Source organism: Azospirillum ramasamyi (assembly GCF_003233655.1).
Lineage (GTDB): Bacteria > Pseudomonadota > Alphaproteobacteria > Azospirillales > Azospirillaceae > Azospirillum > Azospirillum ramasamyi.
In genome coordinates, this window is the sequence record NZ_CP029829.1 from 1,977,090 (window position 1) to 2,000,868 (window position 23,779).

The window sequence follows — 23,779 nt, forward strand, 5'->3', positions numbered from 1 at the left end:
AGGGTTAGGGTGGGGGCGAAACGTTGCCCGACCCTCACTCCACCATGTAGTCCCGCACCAGCAGCTCCGCGATCTGCACGGCGTTCAGCGCGGCGCCCTTGCGCAGGTTGTCGGCGACGCACCAGAAGGACAGGCCGTTCTCCACCGTGAAGTCGTCGCGGATGCGGCTGACGAAGACCGGGTTGTCGCCGGCGACCTCGACCGGGGTGACATAGCCGTCGCCGGTCTGCTGGTCGACCACCGACACGCCGGGGGCGGCGCGCAGGATGACACGGGCCTCCTCGGCGCTGATCGGCTCCTCCGTCTCGATGTTGATCGACTCGGCATGGCCGATGAAGGTCGGAACGCGGACGCAGGTGGCGGCGACCTTGATCTTCGAATCGAGGATCTTCTTGGTCTCCACCATCATCTTCCACTCTTCCTTGGTGGACCCGTCCTCCATGAAGGCGTCGATGTGGGGGATGACGTTGAAGGCGATCTGCTTGGGGAAGACGCTCTTGGTGATGGGGTCGTTGACGAAGATGGCGCGGGTCTGGGTGAACAGCTCGTCCATCGCCTCCTTGCCGGCGCCCGACACCGACTGGTAGGTCGACACCACCACGCGGCGGATCTTGAAGCGGTCGTGCAGCGGCTTCAGCGCCACCACCATCTGGATGGTGGAGCAGTTGGGATTGGCGATGATGCCGCGCTTGCGATAGCCGGCCAGCGCCTCCGGGTTCACCTCCGGCACCACCAGCGGCACGTCGGGGTCCATGCGGAAATGCGAGGTGTTGTCGATCACGACGGCACCGGCCGCGGCGGCGCGGGGCACATGGACGGCCGACACCTTGGCGCCCGGCGACGACAGAACGATGTCCACGCCGTGGAAGTCGAACTTGTTGAGATCCTGGACCTTGAGGATGTCGTCCTCGCCATAGGACACCTCCTGCCCGATCGATTTTTCGGAGGCCAGGGCGATGACCTTGTCGGCCGGGAACTTCCGTTCGGCCAGCGTTTGCAGGATCTCGCGCCCGACATTGCCGGTGGCGCCGATGACCGCGACGGTATAGCCCATGACGGTGGTTTCCTTCTGCCGAGTATCCGCGAATACAAGAATGGTGCCGGGGGGCGTTAGGAGCTAGGCGCTTTCCCCGCGAATTGCAACCCGTCCCGCCAATTTGCACTGCCAATTTGGCCTGCCAAACCATCCCATGAAACCTGCCCTCCGGCCGAGTTGACATGCCATGGAAGGCGGCGGGAAGATTCCGTCCCTCAACAGCGCCCGAACGGGCCTCCAGGGAGACATCACGGATGACCAGCTTCAAGCGCGGCCTCATTGCGCAGACGGTTCTCGGCGCCGCCGCTCTCGCCCTCGCCGGTTTCGCCGCTCCGGCCATCGCCGACACGCCGAAGGACGCGCTGGTGATGGCCTGGCAGTTCGACGACATCGTCAGCCTCGACCCGGCCGAGATCTTCGAGCTGTCGGGGGCCGAATACAGCGCCCAGATCTATGACCGCCTGATCCATTTCGACGTCAACGACGTCAGCAAGATCGAGGGCGAGGTCGCCGAAAGCTGGACCGTGTCGCCCGACGGCAAGACCTTCACCTTCAAGATCCGCGACGGCATCGCCTTCCATTCCGGCAACCCGCTGACGGCGGAGGACGTGGCATGGTCCTTCACCCGCGCGGTGAAGATGAACAAGGGTCCGGCCTTCATCCTGACCCAGTTCGGCCTGACCCCGGACAATGTGGAGCAGATGGTCCGCGCCACCGACCCGCGCACGCTGGTCTTCACCACCGACAAGGCCTACGCTCCCACCTTCGTGCTCTACTGCCTGACCGCCGACGTGGCGTCGGTCGTCGACTCCAAGCTGCTCAAGAGCAAGGAGAAGGACGGCGACTTCGGCGCCGGCTGGCTCAAGACCAACTCCGCCGGCTCCGGTCCCTTCGTCCTGCGGCAGTGGAAGGCGAGCGAGCTGCTGACCCTCGACGCCAACCCGAAATACTGGCAGGGCGCGCCGAAGCTGAAGCGCGTGCTGATCCGCCACATCCCGGAACCGGCGACCCAGCGCCTGCTGCTGGAGAAGGGCGACATCGACGTGGCCCGCAACCTGAAGCCGGAGCAGTTCGAGCCGCTGAAGTCCAGCGACGCCATCCGTCTGGTCCAGGCGCCGAAGGGCACGCTGTGGTATCTCGCCCTGAACCAGAAGAATCCCACCCTGGCCAAGCCCGAGGTGCGCGAGGCGTTCAAGTATCTGGTCGATTACGACGGCATGGCCGGAACCATCATGAACGGCATCGGCGCCGTCCATCAGGCCTTCCTGCCCAAGGGCTTCCTGGGCGCCGTCAACGACAACCCCTACAAATACGATCCGGCCAAGGCGAAGGAGCTGCTGGCGAAGGCCGGCTATCCCGACGGCTTCACCGTCAGCATGGACGTGCGCAACACCAACCCGACCCAGGACATGGCCCAGGCGATCCAGGCCAGCGCCGCCAAGGCCGGCGTGAAGATCGAGATCATCCCCGGCGACGGCAAGCAGGTGCTGACCAGGTACCGTGCCCGCAACCACGAACTGATGATCCAGCAATGGGGCGCGGACTATCAGGATCCGAACTCCAACGCCGACACCTTCGCCTCCAACCCGGACAACAGCGACAACGCCAAGGCAAAGCCGCTGGCCTGGCGCAACGCCTGGGACATCCCGGAGCTGACCAGGAAGACCGCCGCCGCGGTCGAGGAGCGCGACAGCGCCAAGCGCGCCCAGATGTACGAGGAACTCCAGCGCTCGGTCCTGGCCGACTCGCCCTTCGTCATCATGTTCCAGCAGACCGAGATGGTGGCGGAGCGCAAGAACGTCTCCGGCCTCGTCTGGGGCCCCAGCTTCGACACCAACTATTACTGGAAGGCCGAGAAGAAGTAAGGGAGCGGGGCTATGCAAATCCCCCTCTTCCCCCCGGGGAGAGGGGGATTATTTCCAGGCCCGCGCATCCTCCACCACCACGGCGAGGCTGTCGGACAAACCGGTCAGCACGCCGCGCTGGATGCCGGCCGCCGGCACCACCCCGCCCTTGCCGTCCGGCAGGTCGCGGGTGGCGGTGGCCGACGCCACGACCGTCACCCGCCAGCCGTGATCCACCGCCGACCGCACGGTGCTGCTGACGCAGTTGTGGGTCATGAAACCGGCGACGATCATCTCGGCACGCCCGGTGTCGCCGGCCACCCGCTGCAGGTCGGTGCCGGCGAAGGCGTTGGCGAGCCTCTTCACGATCACCGGTTCGCCGTCGCGCGGAGCGACTGCCGGGACGATCTCCGCCATCGGTCCGGTCGGGTCGAACACAGGCGCTCCCGCCGCGGTGTGGTGGACGATGTGGATCACCGGAACCTTGCTGGCGCGGGCGAGGTCCAGCAGCGCCGCCGCCTTCTCCACCGCCGCATCGACGCCCGACAGGCGCAGGGCGCCGTCGGTGTATTCGCGCTGAAGGTCGATCAGCACCAGCACCGCCTTGTCCAACGGGCTGGGCGTGTCCGGCGCGCCGGCGATCTGGCGCAGGGTCTTGGCGGTTGGGTTCGTCATCGGGGGGCTCCGCAGTCAGGTGAGCGTTGATGACGGCGATGCTGCCCCGTTCACCGATGCGCAGCCATCCGCTATCCTTGCACGATGCCTGTTCAGAAATTCACAGGGCCGCTCGATTGGGATGACCTGCGCGTCTTCCTGGAACTGGCGCGGGCCGGCAGCCTGTCGGCGGCGGCACGCGGCCTGCGGCTGAGCCACGCCACGGTCGGGCGCCGGCTGGCCGCGCTGGAAAGCGCTCTCGGCCGCAGCCTGATGGAACGCCGGCCCGACGGCTATGTCCTGACCGAAGAGGGAGAGAGCGTCCGCGCCCTGGCCGAGGCGATGGACGAGCGGGCGCAGGCGATCCGCCGCCGCGAGGGCGACGACGCCGGGCTGACCGGCACCGTGCGGCTGACCATGACCCAGGCGCTGGCCGACATCTTCCTGATCCCACGCCTGGGACCGCTGCGGACGGCCAACCCGGCCCTGGATTTGGAGTTCATCGTCGACAACCGCACCCTCAGCCTCGCGCGGCGGGAAGCCGATCTGGCGATCCGGCTGGCCCGGCCGCAGCGCGGCGATCTGGTCGGCCGGCGGCTGGCGACGCTGGGCTATGGGCTCTATGCCGCGCCGGGCGCGCCCGACACGCTGATCGCCTATGACGAGTCGATGGCGGAGCTGCCGGAGGCGCTGTGGCTGGACCGCCATGGCGGCGGGCGGCGCATCGCCTTCCGCTCCAACAGCGTGCAGGGCCAGCTTGCCGCGGCGGTCGCCGGCTTCGGCACCGCCTTCCTGCCCCGCATGCTGGCGGACGGCGTACCCGGGCTGGAGCGTCTACCGCTGCCCGGCCCGCCGCTGACCCGCGAGGCTTGGCTGCTGGTCCACCGCGACCGCCGGGAGGTGCCGCGGGTGCGGGCGGTGATCGAGCATCTGGTGGCGGTCTTCGGCGCCGAACGGACGCGGCTGGAGGGAAGCGCCTACGCTCAGTAGCGCGCCGCCATGAAATACAGCCCGTCCGGCGGGCAGGTCGGCCCGGCCTTGGCGCGGTCGCGGGCCTCCAGCGCACGGCGCACATCGTCGGGGGTCCATTTGCCGGCCCCGACCAGTTCCAGCGTGCCGACCATGTTGCGCACCTGATGGTGCAGGAAGGAGCGCGCGGCGGCATGGACGCGGATTTCCTCGCCCTGGCGCTCCACATCCAGCCGGTCGAGCGTCTTCACCGGCGACTTGGCCTGACAGAGCGCGGCGCGGAAGCTGGTGAAGTCGTGCTGCCCCACCAGGATCTGCGCCGCCGCGTGCATCGCCTCGGCATCCAGCGGGCGGGTGACGTGCCATGCCCGGCCGGCGTCGAGCGCCAGCGGCGCCCGGCGGTTGACGATGCGGTAGACATAGGCGCGGCCGGTCGAGGTCAGCCGGGCGTGGAAGGCTTCGGTCACCGCCTCCACCTCCAGCACCGCGATGGGCGCCGGCTTCAGGTGGAAATTCAGGGCGTCGCGCAGCTTCAGGCCGGTGAAGGGCTTTTCCAGGTCGAAATGGCAGACCTGCCCCAGCGCATGCACCCCGGCATCGGTGCGGCCGGAGCCATGGACCCGCACCGCCTCGCCCGACAGGCGCTGCACCGCCTCCTCCAGACTCTGCTGCACGGAGGGGCCGTTGTCCTGGCGCTGCCAGCCGACGAAGGGACGGCCGTCATACTCGACGGTCAGTTTCCAGCGCTGCACGGCGGTCAGTCCGTAACGGAATTGGCGGATTCGGGGGCGGAAACCGGCTGCCCGACCGCCAGCGCGAAGCCGCGCAGGAAGGCCGCGCCGTCCACCGGCGCCTTGCCGGGCCGCTGCACCCTGGTCAGCCGCACCGCGCCATCGGCGCAGGCCACGGTCAGCCGGTCGTCCAGAAGCGTGCCGGGCGTGCCCGTGCCGGCCGCGGGTTCCGCCGCCAGAACCTTGATGCGCTCGCCATTCGCCGCGTCGAACCAGCAGCCCGGCCAAGGGGTCAGGGCGCGGACCTGCCGCTCGACATAAGCGGCGGGCTGGCTCCAGTCGAGCCGGCCATCCTCGCGCGTCAGCTTGGCGGCGTAGGTGACGCCGTCCTCCGGCTGCGGCACGGCGGTCAGCGTGCCGGCGGCCAGACCCTCCAGCGCCGGGACGATCATGCGGGCGCCGAGCGCCGCCAGCTCGTCATGCAGGCTGCTGGCGGTGGTGGCGGGGGTGATCGCCACCGCCTCCTTCGACAGCATGGCGCCGGTGTCGAGCCCGATGTCCATCTGCATGATGGTGATCCCGGTTTCGGCATCGCCGGCCAGGATGGAGCGTTGGATCGGCGCCGCCCCGCGCCAGCGCGGCAGCAGCGAGCCATGCACGTTGACGCAACCCAGCCGCGGCGCGTCGAGGATCGGCTGCGGCAGGATCAGGCCATAGGCGGCGACCACCGCGGCATCGGCCTGGAGTTCGGCGAACTCGGCCTGGGCCTCGGCATTGCGCAGGCTCTTGGGCGTGCGCACGGGGATGCCGCGATCCTCGGCGAAGCGGTGGACCGGCGATTTCTGCACCTGCTGGCCACGGCCGGCCGGACGCGGCGGCTGGCTGTAGGCGCAGACGACCTGATGCCCCGCCTCGATCAGCGCGGCAAGGCTGGGCACGGCGAAATCCGGCGTGCCCATGAAGACGAGACGGAGCGGGGTCATCTGTTCCTGTCGAGGCTTGGTTTTCGGGCTGGTCAGGCCGTCGCCTTCTGCATCTTCTGGACCTTCTTCAGCAGGATGTTCCGCTTCAGCATCGACAGGTAATCGACGAACAGGACGCCGTTCAGATGGTCGATCTCGTGCTGGATGCAGGTGGCGAGCATCCCGTCGGCCTCGATCTCCTGCTGCTGGTTCTTTTCGTCCAGATAACGGACGCGGATGCGCTGGGGCCGGGTGACCTCGGCATACTGCTCCGGCACCGACAGGCAGCCCTCCTCGCACACCGACTTCTCGTCGGACGACCAGACGATTTCCGGGTTGGCGAGGCGGATCGGGTTCGGCGGCTCGCCCTTCTCATGGACGTCGACGACGATGACGCGGTCGAGCACGCCGACCTGCGGGGCGGCCAGACCGATGCCGTTGGCGTCGTACATGGTCTCCACCATGTCATCCATCAGCTTGACGACGCGCGCATCCACTTCGGCGACGGGTTGCGCCTTGCGCTTCAGGATCGGATGCGGGGCGACGAGGATCGGAAGACGGGCCATGGGTGCTCGATGCTGATAGGGGGAGTTCAAACGGACAAGGTAGGCGGACCGAGTGTTCCGGTCAAGGAATCGGACCGGCGGGAACGAGCGCCGACGCCGTCCGCCGAGCAGGGTTGCGCCGAACGCCGCTTGGGCGTAGTCGATGCCGATCATGCGTGATGCGACCGCCGCCCCTCCCCCGCGCTGGACCCAGGACGCCGCCCTGGCGCTGGTGTTCCTTACCCGCCTTCCCTTCCCGCCGCTGGGTCCGCTCAACGGGCCGCTGGCGGAGGGGGCCGGGGCGCGGGCGATGGGATGGTTTCCACCGGTGGGGGCGCTGGTCGGGCTGGCCGGCGGAGCGGTGTTCGCGGCGGCGGCGGCGCTGAACCTGCCGCCGCTGGCCGGCGCGCTGCTGGCCCTGGCGGCGATGGTGCGGCTGACCGGCGGACTGCACGAGGACGGCGCGGCCGATGTCGCCGACGGCTTCGGCGGCGGGCGCGATCCGGTCCGCAAGCTGGAGATCATGCGCGACAGCCGCGTCGGCAGCTATGGCGTGCTGGCGCTGGTGTTCTCGGTCGGCATCCGCGCGGCGGCGCTGGCGGCCCTGCCGGTGCCGGCGGCGGTCGCGGCGCTGGTGGCGGCGGGCGCTCTGTCGCGCTGCGGACTGGCGGCGATGGCGCGCATCCTGCCCCCGGCCCGGCGAGACGGGCTGGCGGCGGCACAGGGGCGGCCGGCAATGGCGACCGTGCTTCTGGCGCTGGTTTCCGGCATCGCGATCGCGGCGGCCGTTCTCGGCGGCCTTGCCCTGCCGGCGCTGGGGGCATCCCTGCTGGGGGTGGCCGCGGTGGGGGCGCTCGCCCGGCGCCATCTCGGCGGGCAGACCGGCGACGTCTTCGGCGCGGCCCAGCAGGTGGCGGAGGCCGCGGTCCTGCTGACCCTATCCTCCGTCCTGGGAACATCGGCATGAACGCGGTGAGCCTCACCCCCCTGATCGTCACCCGCTGGTGGCTGATCCGCCATGCGCCGGTCCACAACCCCGGCAACGTCATCTGCGGGTCGAGCGACCGCGAGGCCGATACCGGCAACCGCGCGGCGGCGGCGGCGCTCGCCGCCGGCCTGCCCGCCAACGCGCTGTGGCTGACCAGCCCGCTCCGCCGCAGCCGGCAGACCGCCCAGGCGCTGTGGACCCGCAACCCCCGCCTTGCCGACACCGCGGTGGTGGAGCCGGCGCTGGCCGAGCAGGATTTCGGCGTTTGGGAAGGCATCAGCCACGACACCGCGGCGCAGCGTGACGCGGAGGCGGCGGCGCGCTTCTGGCGCGACCCGGCCCGCCACGCCCCGCCCGGCGGCGAGAGCTTCGCCACGGTGATGGAGCGCACGGCGGCGGCGCTGCGGCGGCTGACGGAGCTGCATGCAGGACGCGATCTGGTCGCGGTGATCCATGCCGGCACCATCCGCGGCGCGCTGGCGCTGGCGCTGGATCTGACGCCGGAGGCGGCGCTGCGGCTGCGGATCGATCCCTGGTCGCTGACCCGGATCGACCATTTCCACGCCGGGACGGGTTCATGGTCGGTCGGAGGAGTGAACGCCCAACCCGGAACCTTTTGACGGATAAGGGCGTTCCCCCTGTCTCCGCTGGGCTACCGAACGAGAGGCAGACCATGGTCCACAGCACCACCGCCGGCCACGGCCACAGCCCCGACCAGGGCGACGTCAAGAAGCTCTGGGAGATGATGAAGGGCGTTCAGGTCGCGATGATGACGACGCTGGACGACAACGGCCGGCTGAACTCCCGTCCGATGGCGACTCTGTCCCATGCGGGGTTCGAAGACGGCACCTTGTGGTTCTTCACCCGCGCCCATTCCGAAAAGGTGTCGGAGATCGACCGCCATTGGCGCGTCAATCTCGCCTATTCCAACCCGGAAAAGCAGGACTACGTGTCCGTCTCCGGCATCGCCGAGGTCGTGCGCGACCGCGACAAGATCCGGTTCCTGTGGCGCGACATCATGACCACCTGGTTCCCCCAGGGCCCCGACGACCCGGAGATCGCCCTGCTGAAGGTGTCGGTCGATCAGGCCGAATACTGGGACAGCCCATCGAGCACCATGGTCTACGCCTACGGCTATGTGAAGGCGAAGCTGACCGGCCAGTCGCCCGATCCCGGCGACAACGCGAAGATCGCGTTCCAGTAAAATCTCGCTGAACCAATCATTCCTGACATGAAAAAAGCCCTCCCTGCCGACCACAAGGCCGGCAGGGAGGGCTTTTTTCATTCGACGGTCGGAGGCGTCAGGGACGCTGCCGACTTACCAGCTCTTGGCACGGGCCGCCGGCTTGCCGCCGTGGGCTTCACGGCGGGCATGGGCGTGGTCCGGGCGGGAGTCGCCGCGGTGGTTGTCGTTGCGGGCATAGTCCGGGCGCGGGCCGCGCGGGGCGTGCGGACCCTTGGACTCGCCGTTGCGGTGCCACGGCTTGCCGCCGCCCGGACGGCCGTTGCGGGCCGGCGGACGGCCGGCGGTGGTGAAGGGGCGCGTCGGCTCCAGGCCGGGCACCACATGCACCTCGAGCGTCGCCTTCGTGTAGCGCTCGATGCGGACCAGGGTCTCGCGGTCGGCGCGGGCGGCGAAGGAGATCGCAACGCCCGAGGCGCCGGCGCGGCCGGTGCGGCCGATGCGGTGGACATAGTCCTCCGCCGAACGCGGCAGGTCGAAGTTGATGACGTGGGTGATGTCGCGCACGTCGATGCCGCGGGCGGCGACGTCGGTGGCGACCAGCAGGCGGACCTGACCGGTGCGCAGACGCTGGAGCGTGCGGTTGCGCTTGGTCTGGTCCATGTCGCCGTGAAGGGCGGCGGCGGCATGGCCGGCGGCGCTCAGCTCCTCGGCCAGCGTGTCGGCATCACGCTTGGTGGCGGCGAAGATGATCGCCTTGCCGACCTCTTCCTGGGCGGCGAAATGCTGCAGCAGGCGGCGCTTGTGCTCCATGTCGTCGGCATGGTGCAGGCGCTGCTCGACGTTGATCGCAGTCGCCTGGCTTTCGACGGCCACGCGCTCCGGGTTGCGCAGCAGGTTGCCGGCCAGCTGCGCCATGCGGCGGTCCAGCGTGGCGGTGAACAGCAGGGTCTGGCGCGTCGGCGGGCAGCACTTGGCGATGGTCTCGACATCGTCGAGGAAGCCCATGTCCAGCATGCGGTCGGCCTCGTCGAGGATCAGCACCTCAACCTCGTCCAGCGCGATGCGGCGGCGGGCGACATGGTCCAGAAGGCGGCCCGGGGTGCAGACAAGAACGTCGACCGGACGCGACAGCAGGCGCAGCTGCTCGCGGTAGGGCATGCCGCCGACCACGTCCACGATGTTCAGCTTCATGAACTTCGCGTATTTGCGGGCGGCGTCGGTGACCTGCTTGGCCAGTTCACGGGTCGGGGCCAGAACCAGCACGCGCGGGGTGGCGGCGCCGTTCAGCGGCATCTCGGCGGTGCGGGTCAGCGCCGGCAGCATGAAGGCGGCGGTCTTGCCGGTGCCGGTCTCGGCGGTGGCGAGGATGTCGCGACCCTGCAGCGCCGGCGGAATGGCGGCGAGCTGGACCGGGGTCGGGGTGGTGTATTCGAACGCCTCGAGGGCCTTCAGGACGAGCGGGTGCAGGCCGAGTTCGGAAAACGTCAAGTCGTAACAACCTTCTCAAAGCAACACGGTACGGCCCCGCGCGCCCCGATGGCGGGCGTGGGACATACCGGCGGTCTCGCCGGGAGGAGGTCGATAGAGGGAGAGGCGTCTATCCGATGCAGCGGCGAGATCGTCCCTAGAACACCGGGACGTTTGCCCCGCAAGGGGCTGCCGTTGCGCAATCACAGCGCGTCTCGCTCAAGAGACGCGCGAGCCTCCAGCGATCAAGACGCCCTAGATAGTCTATTGCGCCGCACAAGACAAGCCCCATCGCGGAACGAGCCACGCGTCCGTCACTTGACGACCATGCGTTCGATGTAGATGTCGCGGATCAGGCCGGTCCCGGCCTCGCGGTTCACGGCCTCCCTGACGCGCGCCTTCATGAAGGCGGCGGAGCCGGTTCCGGTCAGGGCTTCGGCGCCGGCCTGGCCGACGGTCTGGAACAGCCGGTCGGCGATGCGGTCCTGGTAGCGCAGGACGCGGTCGGCCTCCACCTGCGGCGCCAGCACCAGCGAGACCTGCATCTCCACCGCGCGCAGGCCGCCCAGCGGCACCTCGATCGCCGGCAGCCGCGCGAGGTTGGGCTTCGGCCCCATGCGCTCCTCGATCCGCCGCTGCTCCACGATGCGGTCCACCGCGACGCCGCCGCCATAGGCCAGCCCGGCCAGGGTCAGCAGCGCGATCAGGACGACGATCAGCGTGCGGGTCGGATGGGCGGCTTCGGAATGGGGAGCCTGCTGCGGAGCAAGCGCGTCCGGCGCATCCCGCCGCAACGGATCGGGAGGCGGGGCCGGGTACGGCGTTCCGTGCAGCGTTCGATGGGTGGCCATGGTCGGCCTTCCTCCGGGCCGGACAGGGGCTTGGAGGAGTCTACCGCCGCCGCGGTTAAGATTCGGTGGAGGCGGGGCGCCGCCGGCGACGGCGCCCCGGGCTTTCGGCCGGGCTTCAGGCCGTCACGGCCATCCGCCCCGCCCGCGCACGCATCAGCAGCCACACCGCCGACACGCCCAGCAGCTTCGACGCGAAGCTGGCGGCCCACACCGCGGGATCCCAGATGTCCAGCATGCCGAAGAAGATGGCGGTGTCGACCGGCACCGACAGGGCGGCGCTGATCCACAGACGGTCGCGCAGCGGACGGCGGGTGATGGTGAAGACCGCCCAGTCGATCATCTCCGACACCGCGAAGGCGAGCACGCTGGCGGTGGCGACGACGGGATCGGTCAACAGATAGGACAGCACGGTGCCGCCCAGCATGGCGGCGAGCGACCAATGGCCGAATCGCACCTGCACCATGTCGCGCAGGATGAAGATCAGCCCGGCCCAGCAGGACCAGACCAGATCCAGGTGCGGAAACAGGCTGAAGGCGAAGTTGATGGCAAGAATGCTGCCGATATAGGCGGCAAGCCAGAGCATGGCGATGATCCTCCGAAAGCGGACCCGCGGCAATACGGGCGCCTGTGACCGGAGCAGTCCCCGCGTGAATGCGAGCGCCCCGAAGCCGCTGTAGCTAACAGAACATCGCCATGGTGGAAAGGTGCCGCGTGCCCCCCCCGGACGCGCGTGCCTCCGACCCTCAGACCGGCTTGGCCTCGCTCTTCATCAGGGCGTAGGTGTAGCTGTCCACCAGCGCTTCCATCGAGGCTTCGATGATGTTGGTGGAGACACCCAGCGTCGACCATTCGCTGCCGTCGGTGTGCGCGCTGCGGATCAGCACGCGCGGCATGGCGCCGGTGCCGTCCTTGGCGGCCAGGATGCGGACGCGGTAGTCGGACAGGCTGAGCTGGGCCAGCGCCGGATAGACCGGCTCCAGCGCCTTGCGCATGGCGACGTCCAGCGCGTGGACCGGGCCGTTGCCGTCAGCCACCTCCAGCCGGATGGCGTCGCCGACGCGGACGCGCACCACCGCCTCCGATTCCACCACCAGCTTGCCGACGGCGTTGTAGCGGCGCTCGTCGGTGACGTGGAAGCGCAGAAGCTCGAAGAAGCGCGGCACCTCGCCCAGCTCGCGCCGGACCAGAAGCTCGAAGCTGGCCTCCGCCGTGTCATAGGCGTAGCCGTCGCTGTCGCGCTGCTTCACCAGATCGAGCAGGCCGGCCAGCCGGTCGTCCTTCGCGTCCACCGCCATGCCGATGTCGCGCAGCCGCACGATCAGGTTGGAGCGGCCGGCCTGGTCCGACATCACGATCTGGCGGCGGTTGCCGATGGCCTCGGGCACCACATGCTCGTAGGACGACGGATCCTTCTCCACCGCCGAGACATGCAGCCCGCCCTTATGGGCGAAGGCGCTGGCGCCGACGTAAGGGGCGTGCCGGTTGGGGGCACGGTTCAGGCGGTCGTCGAAGGCGCGGCTCAGCTGGGTCAGGAGATGCAGATCCTCGCGCCGGATGCCGGTCTCGTACCCCAGCTTCAGCATCAGCGTCGGGATCAGCGAGACGAGGTTGGCGTTGCCGCAACGCTCGCCCAGGCCGTTGATGGTGCCCTGGACCATGCGCGCGCCGGCCCGCACCGCCGCCAGCGAGTTGGCGACGGCGTTCTCGGTGTCGTTGTGGCAGTGGATGCCGAGATTGTCGCCGGGGATGCCGTGCGTCTCCACCACCTCCCGCACGATGGCGTCGATCTCGTGCGGCAGGGTGCCGCCGTTGGTGTCGCACAGCACGATCCAGCGCGCGCCGGCCTCATACGCCGCCTTGATGCAGGAAACGGCATAGTCCGGGTTGCGCTTGTAGCCGTCGAAGAAATGCTCGGCATCGAACAGCGCCTCGCCCTTGGCGGCGTGCAGCGCGGCGATGCTGTCGCGGATCAGGTCGAGGTTCTCCTCGCGCGGGATGTTCAGCGCGACGTCGACATGGAAGTCCCAGGTCTTGCCGACCATGCAGACCGCCTTGGCGCGCGACTGCGCCAGCGCCGTCAGCTGCGGGTCGTTGGCGGCGCTGCGGCCGGGGCGGCGGGTCATGCCGAAGGCGGTGAAGGTGGCGCGGGTCAGCTCCGGCGCCTCGGCGAAGAACTGGTCGTCGGTCGGGTTGGCGCCGGGCCAGCCGCCTTCGACATAGTCGATGCCCAGACGGTCGAGATCCTTGGCAATCGCAATCTTGTCGGCGACCGAGAAATCCACGTCCTGGGTCTGCGCCCCGTCGCGCAGCGTGGTGTCGTAAAGATAGATGCGTTCGCCCGTCATCGCCGTCTGACCCGTCTTAAGCCGATGGAACGGCAGAAGGTCTGCCGCACCGTGGAAAGCCGGGAGAATGGACGATGCGGCGCCTGCGCTCAACCGTTTTGAAAAGAAACTTGCGAAAACCGCAGCTTTGCCGCAACGGACGAGAATACCCGGCGATGCCCGCAAGCGGGCGGGGATGACGCCCCGCCCGTCCCCGGCCGGCTCAACGCGCGAACAGGCGGTAGAGCGCGGAATGGTCCAGCGCGCCGTCGCCCTGTTCGACCAGCAGCTCGAACAGTTCCAGCGACAGGCCCAGGGTCGGAAGGTCGATGCCGGACTGCTGGGCCAGCTCCTCCGCCTGGCGCAGATCCTTGACCTGGGTGGTGACGCGGCCGCCCGGCGTGAAGTCGCCGTTGACCATGCGGCCGCCATGCAGGTCGAGGATGCGGGATTCGGCGAAGCCGCCGCGGATGGCCTCGCGCACCTTCGCCGGATCGGCGCCGGCCGCGCGCGCCAGGGCCAGCGCCTCCGCCACGGCGCCGATGGTGAGGCCGACGATGACCTGATTGGCGGATTTGGCGATCTGTCCGGCGCCGCTGGCCCCGACATGGGTGATGCGGCGGCCCATCGCCTGCAGCACCGGCAGGGCGCGGGCGAAGGCGGCGTCGGAACCGCCGGCCATGATGGTCAGGGCCGCGGCCTCCGCCGCCACCGTGCCGCCGGAAACGGGGGCGTCGAGCCAGTCCGCACCGGCCGCAGCGGCCCGTTGGGCGAGCGAACGGGTGGCGGCGACGGCGGTGGTGCCCATGTCGATCACCAGATGACCCGGGCGCAGGACCGGAATCAGCGCGTCGGCCATCGCCTCCACCGCCGCCGTGTCGGTCAGCATCAGGATGACGATCCCGGCCTGTCCGGCGACCGCGGCCGGACCGGTGGCGGCGATCATGCCCTCCCCCGCCAGTTCGGCGACCGGGCCGGGGCTGCGGCTGGTCACCACCGGTTCCGCACCGGCGCGGGCCAGGGCACGGGCCATCGGCTTGCCCATCAGGCCGAGCCCGATGAAGCCGATGCGCTGGCCGGAAAGGTCGGGGCGGGTGGTCTCTTCGCTCATGTCCAGGCTTTCAGTGGAATTCCGGGCTTACGGAAAAGGCCGGCGGGATCACAGGCGCATGTGGCGGGCGCGGGCGCCGCGTTCGATGGCGGCGGCGCACAGACGGTCCACCCCGAGCCGGTGGCGGATCAGCTCCAGCATGCGCAGTTCCTCCTGCGAGGCCTTGGGATCGGCGGCGGCGATGTCGCAGGCGACCGCATAGGCGGTTTCGCGCAGCTTGATCGGCAGCGCCTGCTCGACGATGGTCAGAACGGTGTCCAGCCCGTCGCTGTCGGACAGCATGGCGGTGCATTCGCGGGTGGCGGCCATCACCTGATCGCCGCTGTAGTCCTTGAAGATCGGCAGGTAGCGCACGTTCTCGCCGATGGCCTCCAGTTCCGCGTCGGTCATGTCGCCGTCGCAGGCGGAAACCAGGACCATGACGTAGATGAGGGCGCTGTGGTGGTCGATCATGGCGTCTGTCGGCTTTCTCATGAGGCGGTCTCCCTTGGGGAGCGGTCGCGTGTCCGCCCGGCAATCTCGAACGGCGCCCCGGCCGCGTCAAGCCCGGCGTCCGACACCGCCCATGCGGCGTCAAGGGTGCCATGCTCGCGGCGGAGAGGTTGGCCGCTCGACGCGACGGTTGGCTCCCCCTATTGTCGCGCGTCATGAACGTCGTCCTCAATGTCGCTTTTCCCGTATTCGCCATCATCCTGGCCGGCTTCCTGTCGGGAAAGACGAAGCTGCTCGGTCCCGCCTCGTCCGAAGCGCTCAACAAGTTCGTCTACTGGATGGCGCTGCCGCCGGTGCTGTTCCTGGGCACGGCGCGACGGTCGATCCCGGAGATCTTCAACGGCCCCTTCATCGGCGCCTTCCTGGGGTCGATGCTGCTGGTCTATGCGTTGGGGGCGATCATCGGCCGGCTCCTGCGGCGGGAGCGCACGCAGATCCAGTGCATGCAGGGGCTGAACGCCGCCTTCTCCAACACCGGCTACATGGGCATCCCGCTGTTCCTGGCCGCCTTCGGCCCGGACCATCTGGCCCCCACCATCCTGGCGACCGTCATCATGAGCGCCATCATGGTCGGCATCGCCGTGGTCTGGATGGAGTTCGCCAACAGCCAGGGCGGCGGGCTGGGCAAGGCGCTGCGCGACGTCGGGCGGGCGCTGGCGAAGAATCCGCTGATCCTGTCCACCGCCGCCGGCATCGCCTGGTCGGCGCTGCTGCCCGGCGTGGCGGTGCCCAAGCCGATCGCCACCTTCTGCGAACTGATGGGCGCCCCCGCCGGTCCCTGCGCCCTGTTCGCCATCGGCCTGTTCCTGGCCTCGCAGCGGCTGACCGCCGGGCTGGCGGAAGCCGGGTGGATCAGCGCGCTGAAGCTGCTGGTGCATCCGGCGCTGGCCTGGGTGCTGACGCAGACCCTGTTCCCGATGGATCCGTTCTGGACCGGAAGCGCCGTGATCCTGGCGGCACTGCCCACCGGCGCCCTGACCTTCGTGGTGGCGACCCAGTACCAGACCTATGTGGAGCGCACCTCCTCGGCGATCCTGGTCTCCACGGTGCTCAGCGTGGTGACTTTGTCGGCGCTTCTCGCAGTCTACGCCCCCGCCGGATGATGCAGCGCAAGGGAAGGATCGGCGGGGACAAGGCGACGGCATGAGCAGACGGAGCCAGCGGCCAATAAAGCGAAATGTAACCCTTGCATGAAACTCTTGCGTCATCGCCCGGCGGCGGCAAGAATGCATATTGGAGAGTGCGGGACGCCCGGCTGGATAATAGCCAACTGGATAATAAAGTGCGGCATTGACGCGGGCGCCTGAACCGGCGGCCTCGCGCCGGTGCGGATGGAGCGGAGCGCAAGCGATGCGGCACGCCATGAACCATCGGCTTCCCGAAGCGGCCACGGCCCGCCCGCCGCGCTTCCGTCCGTCCGCCGTCCGATGCCGCGCTTCAGGATCAGCATCTGCCCCAACTGTCCGCGCCCGCCGGCCCTCCGCTACCTTGCAAGTCCTCAACAGCGCGGAGCTGGGCCATGTCTGACGGAGGCGCTCCGGGCCGGGGCATAACGCTCCGTCCGGGCAATGATGGAAATCCGCCCCCCTTGCGGCAACACTTGTCCATCCCGTGGGCCGGCGGCGGGATCGCGGTCAGTCTTCTGTACAGGATCCTTCTGTTCAGCACCCTCATCACGCTGATGTCCACCGCGCTCCAGCTCTACTTCGATTTCCGGCGGGGGGTGAGCGGGATCGAGGAGCGGTTCGACGAGATACGGGTCAGCACCGTTCCCAGCATGAGCAACAGCCTGTGGGTGGTCGACCACGACCAGCTGCGCCTGCTGCTCAACGGCATCATCCTCCTGCCGGACATTCGGATGGCGGAGGTGAGGGAGTTCAGCGCGACCGCGAGGACTCCCCTGGTGCTCACGGTCGGCACGCCGCAGGAGCGGCCCGACCTGCATGCGGAAATTCCGCTGATCCGCGTGGCGGAGGGCAAGTCCCTGACGCTTGGAACGCTGCGGGTCGAAGCGTCCCTGGACGACGTGTACCATCGCCTGCTGACCACGGCGGAGGTGATCCTGATCAGCCAGGGCGTCAAAACCTTCCTGGTCTCCGGGTTCATCCTGTTCATCTTCCACCGGCTGCTGACGCGCCACCTGATCTCCATCGCGGCCAGCCTGCGCCAGCATGATCGGCGTTCCTCGCCGCCGCTTCTCACCCTCGACCGGCCGCAGCGGAAGCGGCCCGACGAGCTGGACCAGCTGATCCGGTCGCTCAACGATCTGGCCGGCGACCTCTACGCCGCCAATTGCGAGCTGGCCGGGGCGAACGCCGCGCTGGAGAACGACATCGCCCTGCGCCGCAGTTACGAGGAGCAGCTGTACCGGCAGGCGCATTTCGACGAGCTGACCGGGCTGGCCAACCGACTGCTGACCCGCGACCGTCTCGAACAGGCGATTTTGAACTCCCGGCGCAGCCAGCTGCCGTCGGCGCTGCTGTTCATCGATCTCGACAACTTCAAGAACGTCAACGACACGCTCGGCCACGAGGCGGGCGACACTCTGCTGCGGGAGGCGGCGACCCGGCTGTCGGCGTCGATCCGGCAGGGCGACACGCTGGCCCGCATGGGCGGGGACGAGTTCCTGATCGTGCTGCCCGGCATCGCCGGCAACGTCGCGGCGCGCGGCATCGCGGAACGGGTGCTGGAGTCCTTCGCCCCGCCCTTCCGCATCTGCGGCCAGGATCATTACGTGACGGCCAGCATCGGCATCGCGCTCTACCCGTCGGACGGCGGTGACGGGCCGGAGCTGCTGCGCAACGCCGACCTCGCCCTCTACCGGGCGAAGGAGCGCGGGCGGAACCGATACGAGTTCTTCACGGCCGAAATCAACGAGCGGGTCCAGCGGCGGATCATGCTGGAAAGCCGCCTGAGGCTCGCCGTGCTGCAATCCGAATTCGTGCTCCACTACCAGCCGATCGTCGAGGCCGAGAGCCGCCGGCCCGCCGCCCTGGAGGCGCTGCTGCGCTGGCGCCAGCCCGACGGCACGCTGTTGGCGCCGGGACATTTCATCTGCGTGGCGGAAGAGGCCGGGCTGATCGGCGAGATCGGCGCCTGGGTGGTCGAGACGGCGATCCGTGAGACGGCGGGGCTTTTCGGCAGGGAGGCCTCGGCACCGCGGGTCGCCGTCAACGTCTCGCCCCGGCAGCTGCGCGACCCGTGCTTCGTCATCCGCGTGATGGCGGCGCTCGCCGCCCACGGCCTGCCGCCGGGCCGCCTGGAGCTGGAGATCACCGAAGGCGTCCTGATGGACGAGGCGCCGGAGGTGACCGACGCGCTGAACACGCTGTGCGGCCACGGCGTCCGCCTGTCGATCGACGATTTCGGCACCGGCTATTCGAGCTTGAGCTATCTGCAGCGCTATCCCTTCGACATGCTGAAGATCGACCGCTGCTTCGTCTCCGACGCCACCGATGAGGCGGCGGCGGCCCGGCTGGTCGAAACCATCATCATGATGGCCCATGGCCTCGGCCTGGAAACCATCGCCGAGGGGGTCGAGACGGAGGAGCAGTTCCGCTTCCTGCAATCGAAGGGCTGCGACCTGATGCAGGGCTATCTGATGGGCCGCCCCGCCCCGCTCGCCGAGATCGCCGCCCGTTTCGCCACCCGTTTCGCCGCCGACGCCGCGCCGCCTCCGCCGAAGTTGCTGGAAGCCGTGGCCGGGGACGGCCCTGCCTTCTCCCCCGCCCCCTCCGCGGGCTGACCCTCACCAGCCCCGCAGGAACTCCGCCGTCTCCTCCACCGCCTGCTTCAGGCCGACGCGGCGCATCTCCACCCCCTCCGGGAAGGCGCCGGCCAGCCGGCTCGGCATCATGGAATCGAGCAGGATGAAGACGCCGGTGTCGTCGGCGCGGCGGACCAGACGGCCGAAGGCCTGCTTCAGGCGCAGGCGGGTGATCATGTCCTCGTAGCGGCGGCGGCCGAAGGCGTCGCGCCGGGCACGGTGGAGGATGTCGGGACGCGGCCAGGGCACGCGGTCGAAGACGATCAGGCGCAGCGAGCGGCCCGGTACGTCCACGCCGTCGCGCACCGCATCGGTGCCGAGCAGGCAGGCGTGCTCCTCGTTGCGGAAGATGTCGATCAGGGTGGACACGTCGAGCGGATCGACATGCTGGGCGTAAAGCGGGATGCCGGCCTGATCCAACGGCTCGGCGATGCGCTCGCGCACCGCGCGCAGGCGGCTGATCGCGGTGAACAGGCCGAGCCCGCCGCCGCCCGCCGCCAGGAACAGCGACTTGTAGGCCGCCGACACCTGTCCCAGATCGTCCTTGCGCACGTCGTTGACCACGAAGACGCGGGTGCGATTCGGGTAGTCGAAGGGGGACGGAACCTGGGCGCGGATCGCCGGGGCCGGCATATGGCTGGCGCCGGAGCGGTCCTCCGCCGCGCGCCAGTCCTGCCCGGTATCGCCGGTGCCGTCGGTCAGGGTGGCGGAGGTTACCACCAGCCCATGGGCCGGACCGGCCAGCGCCTCGGCGAAGGGAACCGTCGGATCGACCCAATGACGGTAGAGTCCGACATCGACGTCGCGGCCGTCGATCCGCTCCACCGCGAACCAATCGACGAAATGCGACGGCGTCTCGGTCGGCAGGGTGCGCAGCATGGCGCGCCACGCCTCCACCGTCAGGGTGCCGCGGCGGTGCAGGCTGCGCGACAGCGCGTCGATGCGGCGGCGCTGGTCGGAGTCGAGTTCGGCGCTCTCGTCCTCCAGCCGCTGCGCCAGCCGGCGGGCCAGCGCCTCCACCGGCTCGGACAGGCGGACCAGCGCCTGCTCCAGCTCCGCCGCCGCTTCCAGCAGGCCATCCACCGGATAAGCCTTGTCGGCCTCCAGGCTGTAGGATCCGCCCTGGCCGGCGGTGCGGGCGTAGACCTGCTGGCGGGCGAGCAGAAGGAAGCGCTCGGTCGGCCCCTGCGGATTGTCGGCGGCCAGCCGCGCCGACCAGCCGTCGCCGGGCAGGACACGGGCGCCCATCAGGATGTCGTCGAGGTGGCGCAGCGCCTCCTCGTCGTTGGCGACGATGTCCTCCAGCCGGCGCTTCAGGCCGCGGGCGCGGCTGCGGCCGGTTTCCTCGGCGCCCAGCAGCCAGCGCCGCAGTTCCTGCGTCTCGCGGCAGGTCAGGTGGCCGGCGAAGGCGCTGTCGGCGGCGTCGAAGACGTGGTGGCCCTCGTCGAAGACATAGCGGCTGGGCAGCGTCGGCTCCTCGCCGCCACCCAGCGCCGCCTGCACCATCACCAGCGCGTGGTTGGCGATGACGATGTCGGCACGCCGCGCACGCCGCACGCTCTTCTCGATGTAGCAGCGGGCGTAGTGGTCGCAGGCGGAATAGATGCATTCGCCGCGGCGGTCGGCCAGCCCCATGGTCGGCCCGCGCCCGGCGATGTCGACCAGCCAGCCGGGAAAATCGCCGCCGGTCATGTCGCCGTCGCGCGTCGCCGCCGCCCAGCGCGCCATCAGCCCGACGCCGACGGCGTTGTGCGGCTGGAAGGGCATGGCGCGCACCGCCTCCTCCAGGTTCAGCAGGCACAGGTAATTCTCGCGCCCCTTGCGCAGCACCACCTTGCGCGCCTTGGTCGCCGGGTCGGCATAGAGCCGGTCCAGTTCGGCGTCGATCTGGTGCTGGAGGTTGCGGGTGTAGGTGGAAATCCACACCGTCCCGCCATTCTTCTCCGCCCACACCGTGGCCGGGGCCAGATAGCCCAGCGTCTTGCCGACGCCGGTCCCGGCCTCCGCCAGCACCACGTTGGGGGTGTCGGGCAGCTGGCGCGGGGCGAAGGCGGCGGACACCGCGCTGGAGTAATCGGCCTGCTGCGGCCGCGGCTCCGCCACCTTGCCCAGCACATTGGCCGACAGCATGACGGCGAGGCGGCGGCGCGCCTCCTCCGGGTCCACCGGGTTCTGGGCGGGCGGCGGCGGCGGAGCGCCCTCCTCCCACTCCTTGATGCGGGTCCAGACGCGCAGTCCCGACCGGGCGGCGCCCTTCTCCGGCCCGTCGGGCTTGCCGAGCGCCGCCAGCACCGCCGCCGCCCAGGGCCATCCGGAACGCCCCATCTCCCAGGCGAAGGCGACGGGGTCGGAGGACTCCTCGCGCCCCACCGCGCCGAGATCGCCCAGCAGGCGGCGCACGGCGCGCTGCAGGGCCAGCGCCTCCGCCTCGTGGCCGTCGGGAGTGGGCAGATCCAGCGCCTCGGCGATGCCGCGCGGGGTGGGGACGCAGAAGCGGGCGGGATGGACGAAGGCGAACAGTTCTAGCACGTCGAAGGCGGGAAAGCCGTCGATCCCCAGCCGGCGGGCGAAGGCGCGGGCATGGCAGACCAGCGGCGGCTGGCGGCGCACCCTGGATGCGGCGGCGGCCAGCGACAGTTCCTCCACCTCGCCGTCGAGCGTCAGCGACACGACGCGGCGCGCGCCGGCAACCATGGCGGGCGCGTCGTCGAGACTGTGGAGCGGGGTGGGATTGGCGGTCAGGTCCATCGGCGGCACTATATGGCGGCGGCGTGCCGCAAAGCGAGCGCCGGATGTTGACGGAGCGCCGCCTCACCCCCATTGAGGGAAGTCCTGATGGGCCGAGCGGGGACGGGGGTATATGCGGAGACTGCTGCGCTGGGCGTTGATCGGGATGGCGGGGCTGGTGGCCTTCACCATCCTGTGGGCGGCCCTCTACCGGGTCGTGCCGCCGCCGGCCACCCCGCTGATGCTGATGCGGGCGCTGGGCGGCTCCGGCATGACGCGCGACTGGGAACCGCTGGAGCGCATCTCCCCGGCGCTGGTGGAGGCGGTGATCGCGTCGGAGGACAGCGATTTCTGCGGCCATGGCGGCTTCGACTGGGCCGCGATCGAGGGCGCCTTCGAGGACAACGAGGAGGGCAAGCGCCTGCGCGGCGGCAGCACGATCAGCCAGCAGACCGCCAAGAACGCCTTCCTCTGGCCCGACCGCAGCTGGACCCGCAAGGGGGCGGAAGCCTGGTTCACCCTTCTGATCGAAGGGATGTGGACCAAGCGCCGCATCCTGGAGGTCTATCTGAACATCGTGGAGTGGGACGACGGCGTCTATGGCGCCGAGGCGGCGGCGCGGCACCATTTCGGCAAATCCGCCGCGGCGCTGACCCGGCGCGAGGCGGCGCTGCTGGCCGTGGTGCTGCCCAGCCCGCGCAACTGGTCGCCCGCCCGCCCCGGCCCCTATGTCTCCCGGAGGGCGGCGGTGATCGAGCGGCGGATGGCGGTGGTGCGCCGGGACGGGCTGGCGGACTGCGCAAGGTAGCGCCGGCCGATCCCGCCTCAGAACTTGATGAAGCGGTTGAACAGCCGCCCCACCGGACCGGTCAGCCTGAGGCCGCCGATGGTGGTGGCGAGGCACAGGCAGCCCTCCGGGTCCGACACCGGCCGGTGGACCAGCGACGGATCGCCGATGGCGAGGTCGCCCGGCAGGAAGGCGCCGAACTCGTCGGAGAAGCCGCCTTCCAGCACCACGGTCAGTTCGATGCCGCCATGGGTGTGCTGGGGCACGCCGACGCCGCCCTTCATGCGGATCAGCCGGGTCGTCCCATCCGGGCCGGACAGCAGATCGATGCAGCGCATGCCCGGCTGCAGGAAGCGCCAGCCGCCCTCCGCGATCCGGCCATTGCGGTCGAGGCGGCCGCGCAGATAGCTGCGCAGCGGCTCCGGATAGCGCGAACGCTCGGCCGGCGGCTTCGGAGCGGGACGGCATGGCGCCGGCTGCTCGTGGTCGAGGCGGGCCATCAGCGCTTCCAGGCAGCCGTCGGACAGCGGTTCCGGCTCCAGCTCGTCGAGCAGGACGCCGCCGATCGCCTCCATCTCCGCCACCTCGTGGCGGCAGGCGGGGCAGAAGGCGAGATGGGTCGCCACGGCGAGCGACGCGCCTTCGGACAGGGCGCCGCCGGCATAGTCGATCAGCAGGGTATCGCCCGGATGGTGGCTCGGCCGGATCATCGGAAATGCCTCATCCCACATCCCTCAGCGACCGGCGCAGGCGTTCCATCGCAAGACGCAGCCGCGATTTCACGGTGCCGAGCGGAATGCCGTGTTCCGCGGAGATGACGCTGTGCGGCTTGTCCTCGAAATAGGCCATGCGCAGCAGTTCGGCCTGTTCGGGCGGAAGTTCCTTCAGCGCTGCCCGCAGGCGGCCGCTGCTTTCCTTCGCCTCGATCCGGTTGTCGGCGGCCTCCTGGGGTTCGGGGACCAGGGCCGGATCCTCGGGATCGATCTCCGGCCGCTGTTCGCGGCGCAACACGTCGATTCGCTTGTTGCGCGCGATGGTGAACACCCAGGTGCCGGCCGAGGCATGGATCGGATCGTAGGTTTCGGCACGACGCCAGACCAACAGCATGACCTCCTGAACAAGCTCCTCCGCCGCACCGGAATCACATCCCAACCGGCGCAGATACGTCTTCAGCCGTGGCGCGAAGTGGCCGAACAGAACCCCGAACGCCTGACGGTCCCGCTCGCGCCCGACGGCGACGAGCAGTTCTTCCAGGCTGGGGGCCATGTCGGCCGCGGGGGTGTGCTGGTCCTGCATGGCCCCATTCAAGGGGAACATCGGCCGCCGCACAAGCCGGGGA

Annotated in this window: 22 protein-coding genes; 8 read left to right on the plus strand and 14 right to left on the minus strand. The window is 69.6% G+C overall.

The window, feature by feature from the left end:
- Nucleotides 1-34: 34 nt before the first annotated feature.
- Nucleotides 35-1,054: an aspartate-semialdehyde dehydrogenase gene (locus DM194_RS09235; RefSeq protein ID WP_111067044.1), complete on the minus strand. Its 1,020-nt coding sequence runs from the start codon at nt 1,052-1,054 to the stop codon at nt 35-37.
- A 236-nt stretch (nt 1,055-1,290) separates the two neighbouring features.
- Between DM194_RS09235 and DM194_RS09240 the strand changes: the two genes are divergently transcribed.
- Nucleotides 1,291-2,901, plus strand: a complete 1,611-nt coding sequence (locus tag DM194_RS09240) for an ABC transporter substrate-binding protein (protein WP_111067045.1) — start codon at nt 1,291-1,293, stop codon at nt 2,899-2,901.
- Between the two features lie 48 nt (nt 2,902-2,949).
- Here the strand turns inward: DM194_RS09240 and DM194_RS09245 are convergent, their stop codons facing one another.
- Nucleotides 2,950-3,555 carry a cysteine hydrolase family protein gene (locus tag DM194_RS09245; protein WP_111067046.1) on the minus strand — a complete coding sequence of 202 codons (606 nt, stop codon included), beginning with the start codon at nt 3,553-3,555 and terminating at the stop codon, nt 2,950-2,952.
- An 84-nt stretch (nt 3,556-3,639) separates the two neighbouring features.
- On the opposite strand from DM194_RS09245, the gene DM194_RS09250 reads away from it, so the two are divergent.
- Nucleotides 3,640-4,524 carry a LysR family transcriptional regulator gene (locus DM194_RS09250; protein WP_111067047.1) on the plus strand — a complete coding sequence of 295 codons (885 nt, stop codon included), beginning with the start codon at nt 3,640-3,642 and terminating at the stop codon, nt 4,522-4,524.
- Here DM194_RS09250 and truA read toward each other — a convergent pair.
- From truA to def, 3 genes are read right to left on the minus strand one after another with little or no spacing between them, the layout of a single operon-like run.
- Entirely contained in the window at nt 4,518-5,255 is a 738-nt protein-coding gene (gene truA / locus DM194_RS09255; protein WP_111067048.1) for a tRNA pseudouridine(38-40) synthase TruA, read from the minus strand. The genes DM194_RS09250 and truA overlap by 7 nt on opposite strands.
- Before the next feature lie 5 nt (nt 5,256-5,260).
- Complete coding sequence (gene fmt / locus DM194_RS09260) at nt 5,261-6,217, minus strand: methionyl-tRNA formyltransferase (RefSeq protein ID WP_111067049.1); 957 nt, start codon at nt 6,215-6,217, stop codon at nt 5,261-5,263.
- A gap of 32 nt (nt 6,218-6,249) precedes the next feature.
- Nucleotides 6,250-6,762 (minus strand): peptide deformylase, encoded by a 513-nt coding sequence (gene def / locus DM194_RS09265; protein ID WP_111067050.1) that lies wholly within the window; start codon nt 6,760-6,762, stop codon nt 6,250-6,252.
- Between the two features lie 151 nt (nt 6,763-6,913).
- Here def and cobS point away from each other — a divergent pair, with 151 nt between their 5' ends.
- Genes cobS through DM194_RS09280 form a run of 3 tightly spaced genes read left to right on the plus strand, consistent with a single transcriptional unit; the run spans nt 6,914 to nt 8,933 of the window.
- Nucleotides 6,914-7,708, plus strand: coding sequence for an adenosylcobinamide-GDP ribazoletransferase (cobS, locus tag DM194_RS09270; protein WP_342792438.1), 795 nt, complete (start codon nt 6,914-6,916; stop codon nt 7,706-7,708).
- On the plus strand, nt 7,705-8,349 hold the full coding sequence (locus tag DM194_RS09275; RefSeq protein ID WP_111067052.1) for a histidine phosphatase family protein: 645 nt from the start codon (nt 7,705-7,707) through the stop codon (nt 8,347-8,349). Before cobS ends, DM194_RS09275 begins: the two co-directional genes overlap by 4 nt.
- A 53-nt stretch (nt 8,350-8,402) precedes the next feature.
- Nucleotides 8,403-8,933, plus strand: coding sequence for a pyridoxamine 5'-phosphate oxidase family protein (locus DM194_RS09280; RefSeq protein WP_111067053.1), 531 nt, complete (start codon nt 8,403-8,405; stop codon nt 8,931-8,933).
- A gap of 114 nt (nt 8,934-9,047) precedes the next feature.
- Here the strand turns inward: DM194_RS09280 and DM194_RS09285 are convergent, their stop codons facing one another.
- The 6 genes from DM194_RS09285 to DM194_RS09310 form a co-directional block, all read right to left on the minus strand.
- Nucleotides 9,048-10,403, minus strand: coding sequence for a DEAD/DEAH box helicase (locus DM194_RS09285; RefSeq protein WP_111067054.1), 1,356 nt, complete (start codon nt 10,401-10,403; stop codon nt 9,048-9,050).
- 293 nt (nt 10,404-10,696) lie between these two features.
- The gene (locus tag DM194_RS09290) at nt 10,697-11,233 is read right to left on the minus strand and encodes a flagellar basal body-associated FliL family protein (RefSeq protein ID WP_111067055.1); all 537 of its coding nucleotides are present in this window, start codon (nt 11,231-11,233) and stop codon (nt 10,697-10,699) included.
- A gap of 115 nt (nt 11,234-11,348) precedes the next feature.
- A complete protein-coding gene (locus tag DM194_RS09295; protein WP_111067056.1) occupies nt 11,349-11,816 on the minus strand; it encodes a preQ0 transporter in 468 nt (155 codons plus the stop codon).
- Nucleotides 11,817-11,976: 160 nt separating this feature from the next.
- Complete coding sequence (cimA, locus tag DM194_RS09300) at nt 11,977-13,578, minus strand: citramalate synthase (RefSeq protein WP_111067057.1); 1,602 nt, start codon at nt 13,576-13,578, stop codon at nt 11,977-11,979.
- Between the two features lie 202 nt (nt 13,579-13,780).
- A complete protein-coding gene (locus DM194_RS09305; RefSeq protein ID WP_111067058.1) occupies nt 13,781-14,668 on the minus strand; it encodes an NAD(P)-dependent oxidoreductase in 888 nt (295 codons plus the stop codon).
- A gap of 48 nt (nt 14,669-14,716) precedes the next feature.
- Entirely contained in the window at nt 14,717-15,142 is a 426-nt protein-coding gene (locus DM194_RS09310; RefSeq protein WP_111067059.1) for a tellurite resistance TerB family protein, read from the minus strand.
- 173 nt (nt 15,143-15,315) lie between these two features.
- Between DM194_RS09310 and DM194_RS09315 the strand changes: the two genes are divergently transcribed.
- Complete coding sequence (locus DM194_RS09315; protein ID WP_111067876.1) at nt 15,316-16,263, plus strand: AEC family transporter; 948 nt, start codon at nt 15,316-15,318, stop codon at nt 16,261-16,263.
- Between the two features lie 497 nt (nt 16,264-16,760).
- Nucleotides 16,761-18,905 (plus strand): putative bifunctional diguanylate cyclase/phosphodiesterase, encoded by a 2,145-nt coding sequence (locus DM194_RS09320; RefSeq protein WP_246024168.1) that lies wholly within the window; start codon nt 16,761-16,763, stop codon nt 18,903-18,905.
- Between the two features lie 3 nt (nt 18,906-18,908).
- Here the strand turns inward: DM194_RS09320 and DM194_RS09325 are convergent, their stop codons facing one another.
- Nucleotides 18,909-21,674 carry an ATP-dependent DNA helicase gene (locus DM194_RS09325; protein WP_111067061.1) on the minus strand — a complete coding sequence of 922 codons (2,766 nt, stop codon included), beginning with the start codon at nt 21,672-21,674 and terminating at the stop codon, nt 18,909-18,911.
- A 112-nt stretch (nt 21,675-21,786) separates the two neighbouring features.
- Between DM194_RS09325 and mtgA the strand changes: the two genes are divergently transcribed.
- Nucleotides 21,787-22,461, plus strand: coding sequence for a monofunctional biosynthetic peptidoglycan transglycosylase (gene mtgA / locus DM194_RS09330; protein ID WP_111067062.1), 675 nt, complete (start codon nt 21,787-21,789; stop codon nt 22,459-22,461).
- A gap of 17 nt (nt 22,462-22,478) precedes the next feature.
- Here the strand turns inward: mtgA and DM194_RS09335 are convergent, their stop codons facing one another.
- Complete coding sequence (locus DM194_RS09335; protein ID WP_246024169.1) at nt 22,479-23,150, minus strand: ChrR family anti-sigma-E factor; 672 nt, start codon at nt 23,148-23,150, stop codon at nt 22,479-22,481.
- Nucleotides 23,151-23,160: 10 nt separating this feature from the next.
- A complete protein-coding gene (locus tag DM194_RS09340) occupies nt 23,161-23,736 on the minus strand; it encodes a sigma-70 family RNA polymerase sigma factor (RefSeq protein ID WP_111067064.1) in 576 nt (191 codons plus the stop codon).
- Nucleotides 23,737-23,779: the final 43 nt, after the last annotated feature.

Coding starts and splice junctions, on each gene's coding strand:
- DM194_RS09235 (WP_111067044.1), bottom strand. CDS start 1,054: ATGGGCTATACCGTCGCGGTCATCGGCGCCACCGGCAATGTCGGGCGC.
- DM194_RS09240 (WP_111067045.1), top strand. CDS start 1,291: ATGACCAGCTTCAAGCGCGGCCTCATTGCGCAGACGGTTCTCGGCGCC.
- DM194_RS09245 (WP_111067046.1), bottom strand. CDS start 3,555: ATGACGAACCCAACCGCCAAGACCCTGCGCCAGATCGCCGGCGCGCCG.
- DM194_RS09250 (WP_111067047.1), top strand. CDS start 3,640: ATGCCTGTTCAGAAATTCACAGGGCCGCTCGATTGGGATGACCTGCGC.
- fmt (WP_111067049.1), bottom strand. CDS start 6,217: ATGACCCCGCTCCGTCTCGTCTTCATGGGCACGCCGGATTTCGCCGTG.
- def (WP_111067050.1), bottom strand. CDS start 6,762: ATGGCCCGTCTTCCGATCCTCGTCGCCCCGCATCCGATCCTGAAGCGC.
- cobS (WP_342792438.1), top strand. CDS start 6,914: ATGCGTGATGCGACCGCCGCCCCTCCCCCGCGCTGGACCCAGGACGCC.
- DM194_RS09275 (WP_111067052.1), top strand. CDS start 7,705: ATGAACGCGGTGAGCCTCACCCCCCTGATCGTCACCCGCTGGTGGCTG.
- DM194_RS09280 (WP_111067053.1), top strand. CDS start 8,403: ATGGTCCACAGCACCACCGCCGGCCACGGCCACAGCCCCGACCAGGGC.
- DM194_RS09290 (WP_111067055.1), bottom strand. CDS start 11,233: ATGGCCACCCATCGAACGCTGCACGGAACGCCGTACCCGGCCCCGCCT.
- DM194_RS09295 (WP_111067056.1), bottom strand. CDS start 11,816: ATGCTCTGGCTTGCCGCCTATATCGGCAGCATTCTTGCCATCAACTTC.
- cimA (WP_111067057.1), bottom strand. CDS start 13,578: ATGACGGGCGAACGCATCTATCTTTACGACACCACGCTGCGCGACGGG.
- DM194_RS09305 (WP_111067058.1), bottom strand. CDS start 14,668: ATGAGCGAAGAGACCACCCGCCCCGACCTTTCCGGCCAGCGCATCGGC.
- DM194_RS09310 (WP_111067059.1), bottom strand. CDS start 15,142: ATGAGAAAGCCGACAGACGCCATGATCGACCACCACAGCGCCCTCATC.
- DM194_RS09315 (WP_111067876.1), top strand. CDS start 15,316: ATGAACGTCGTCCTCAATGTCGCTTTTCCCGTATTCGCCATCATCCTG.
- DM194_RS09325 (WP_111067061.1), bottom strand. CDS start 21,674: ATGGACCTGACCGCCAATCCCACCCCGCTCCACAGTCTCGACGACGCG.
- mtgA (WP_111067062.1), top strand. CDS start 21,787: ATGCGGAGACTGCTGCGCTGGGCGTTGATCGGGATGGCGGGGCTGGTG.
- DM194_RS09335 (WP_246024169.1), bottom strand. CDS start 23,150: ATGATCCGGCCGAGCCACCATCCGGGCGATACCCTGCTGATCGACTAT.
- DM194_RS09340 (WP_111067064.1), bottom strand. CDS start 23,736: ATGCAGGACCAGCACACCCCCGCGGCCGACATGGCCCCCAGCCTGGAA.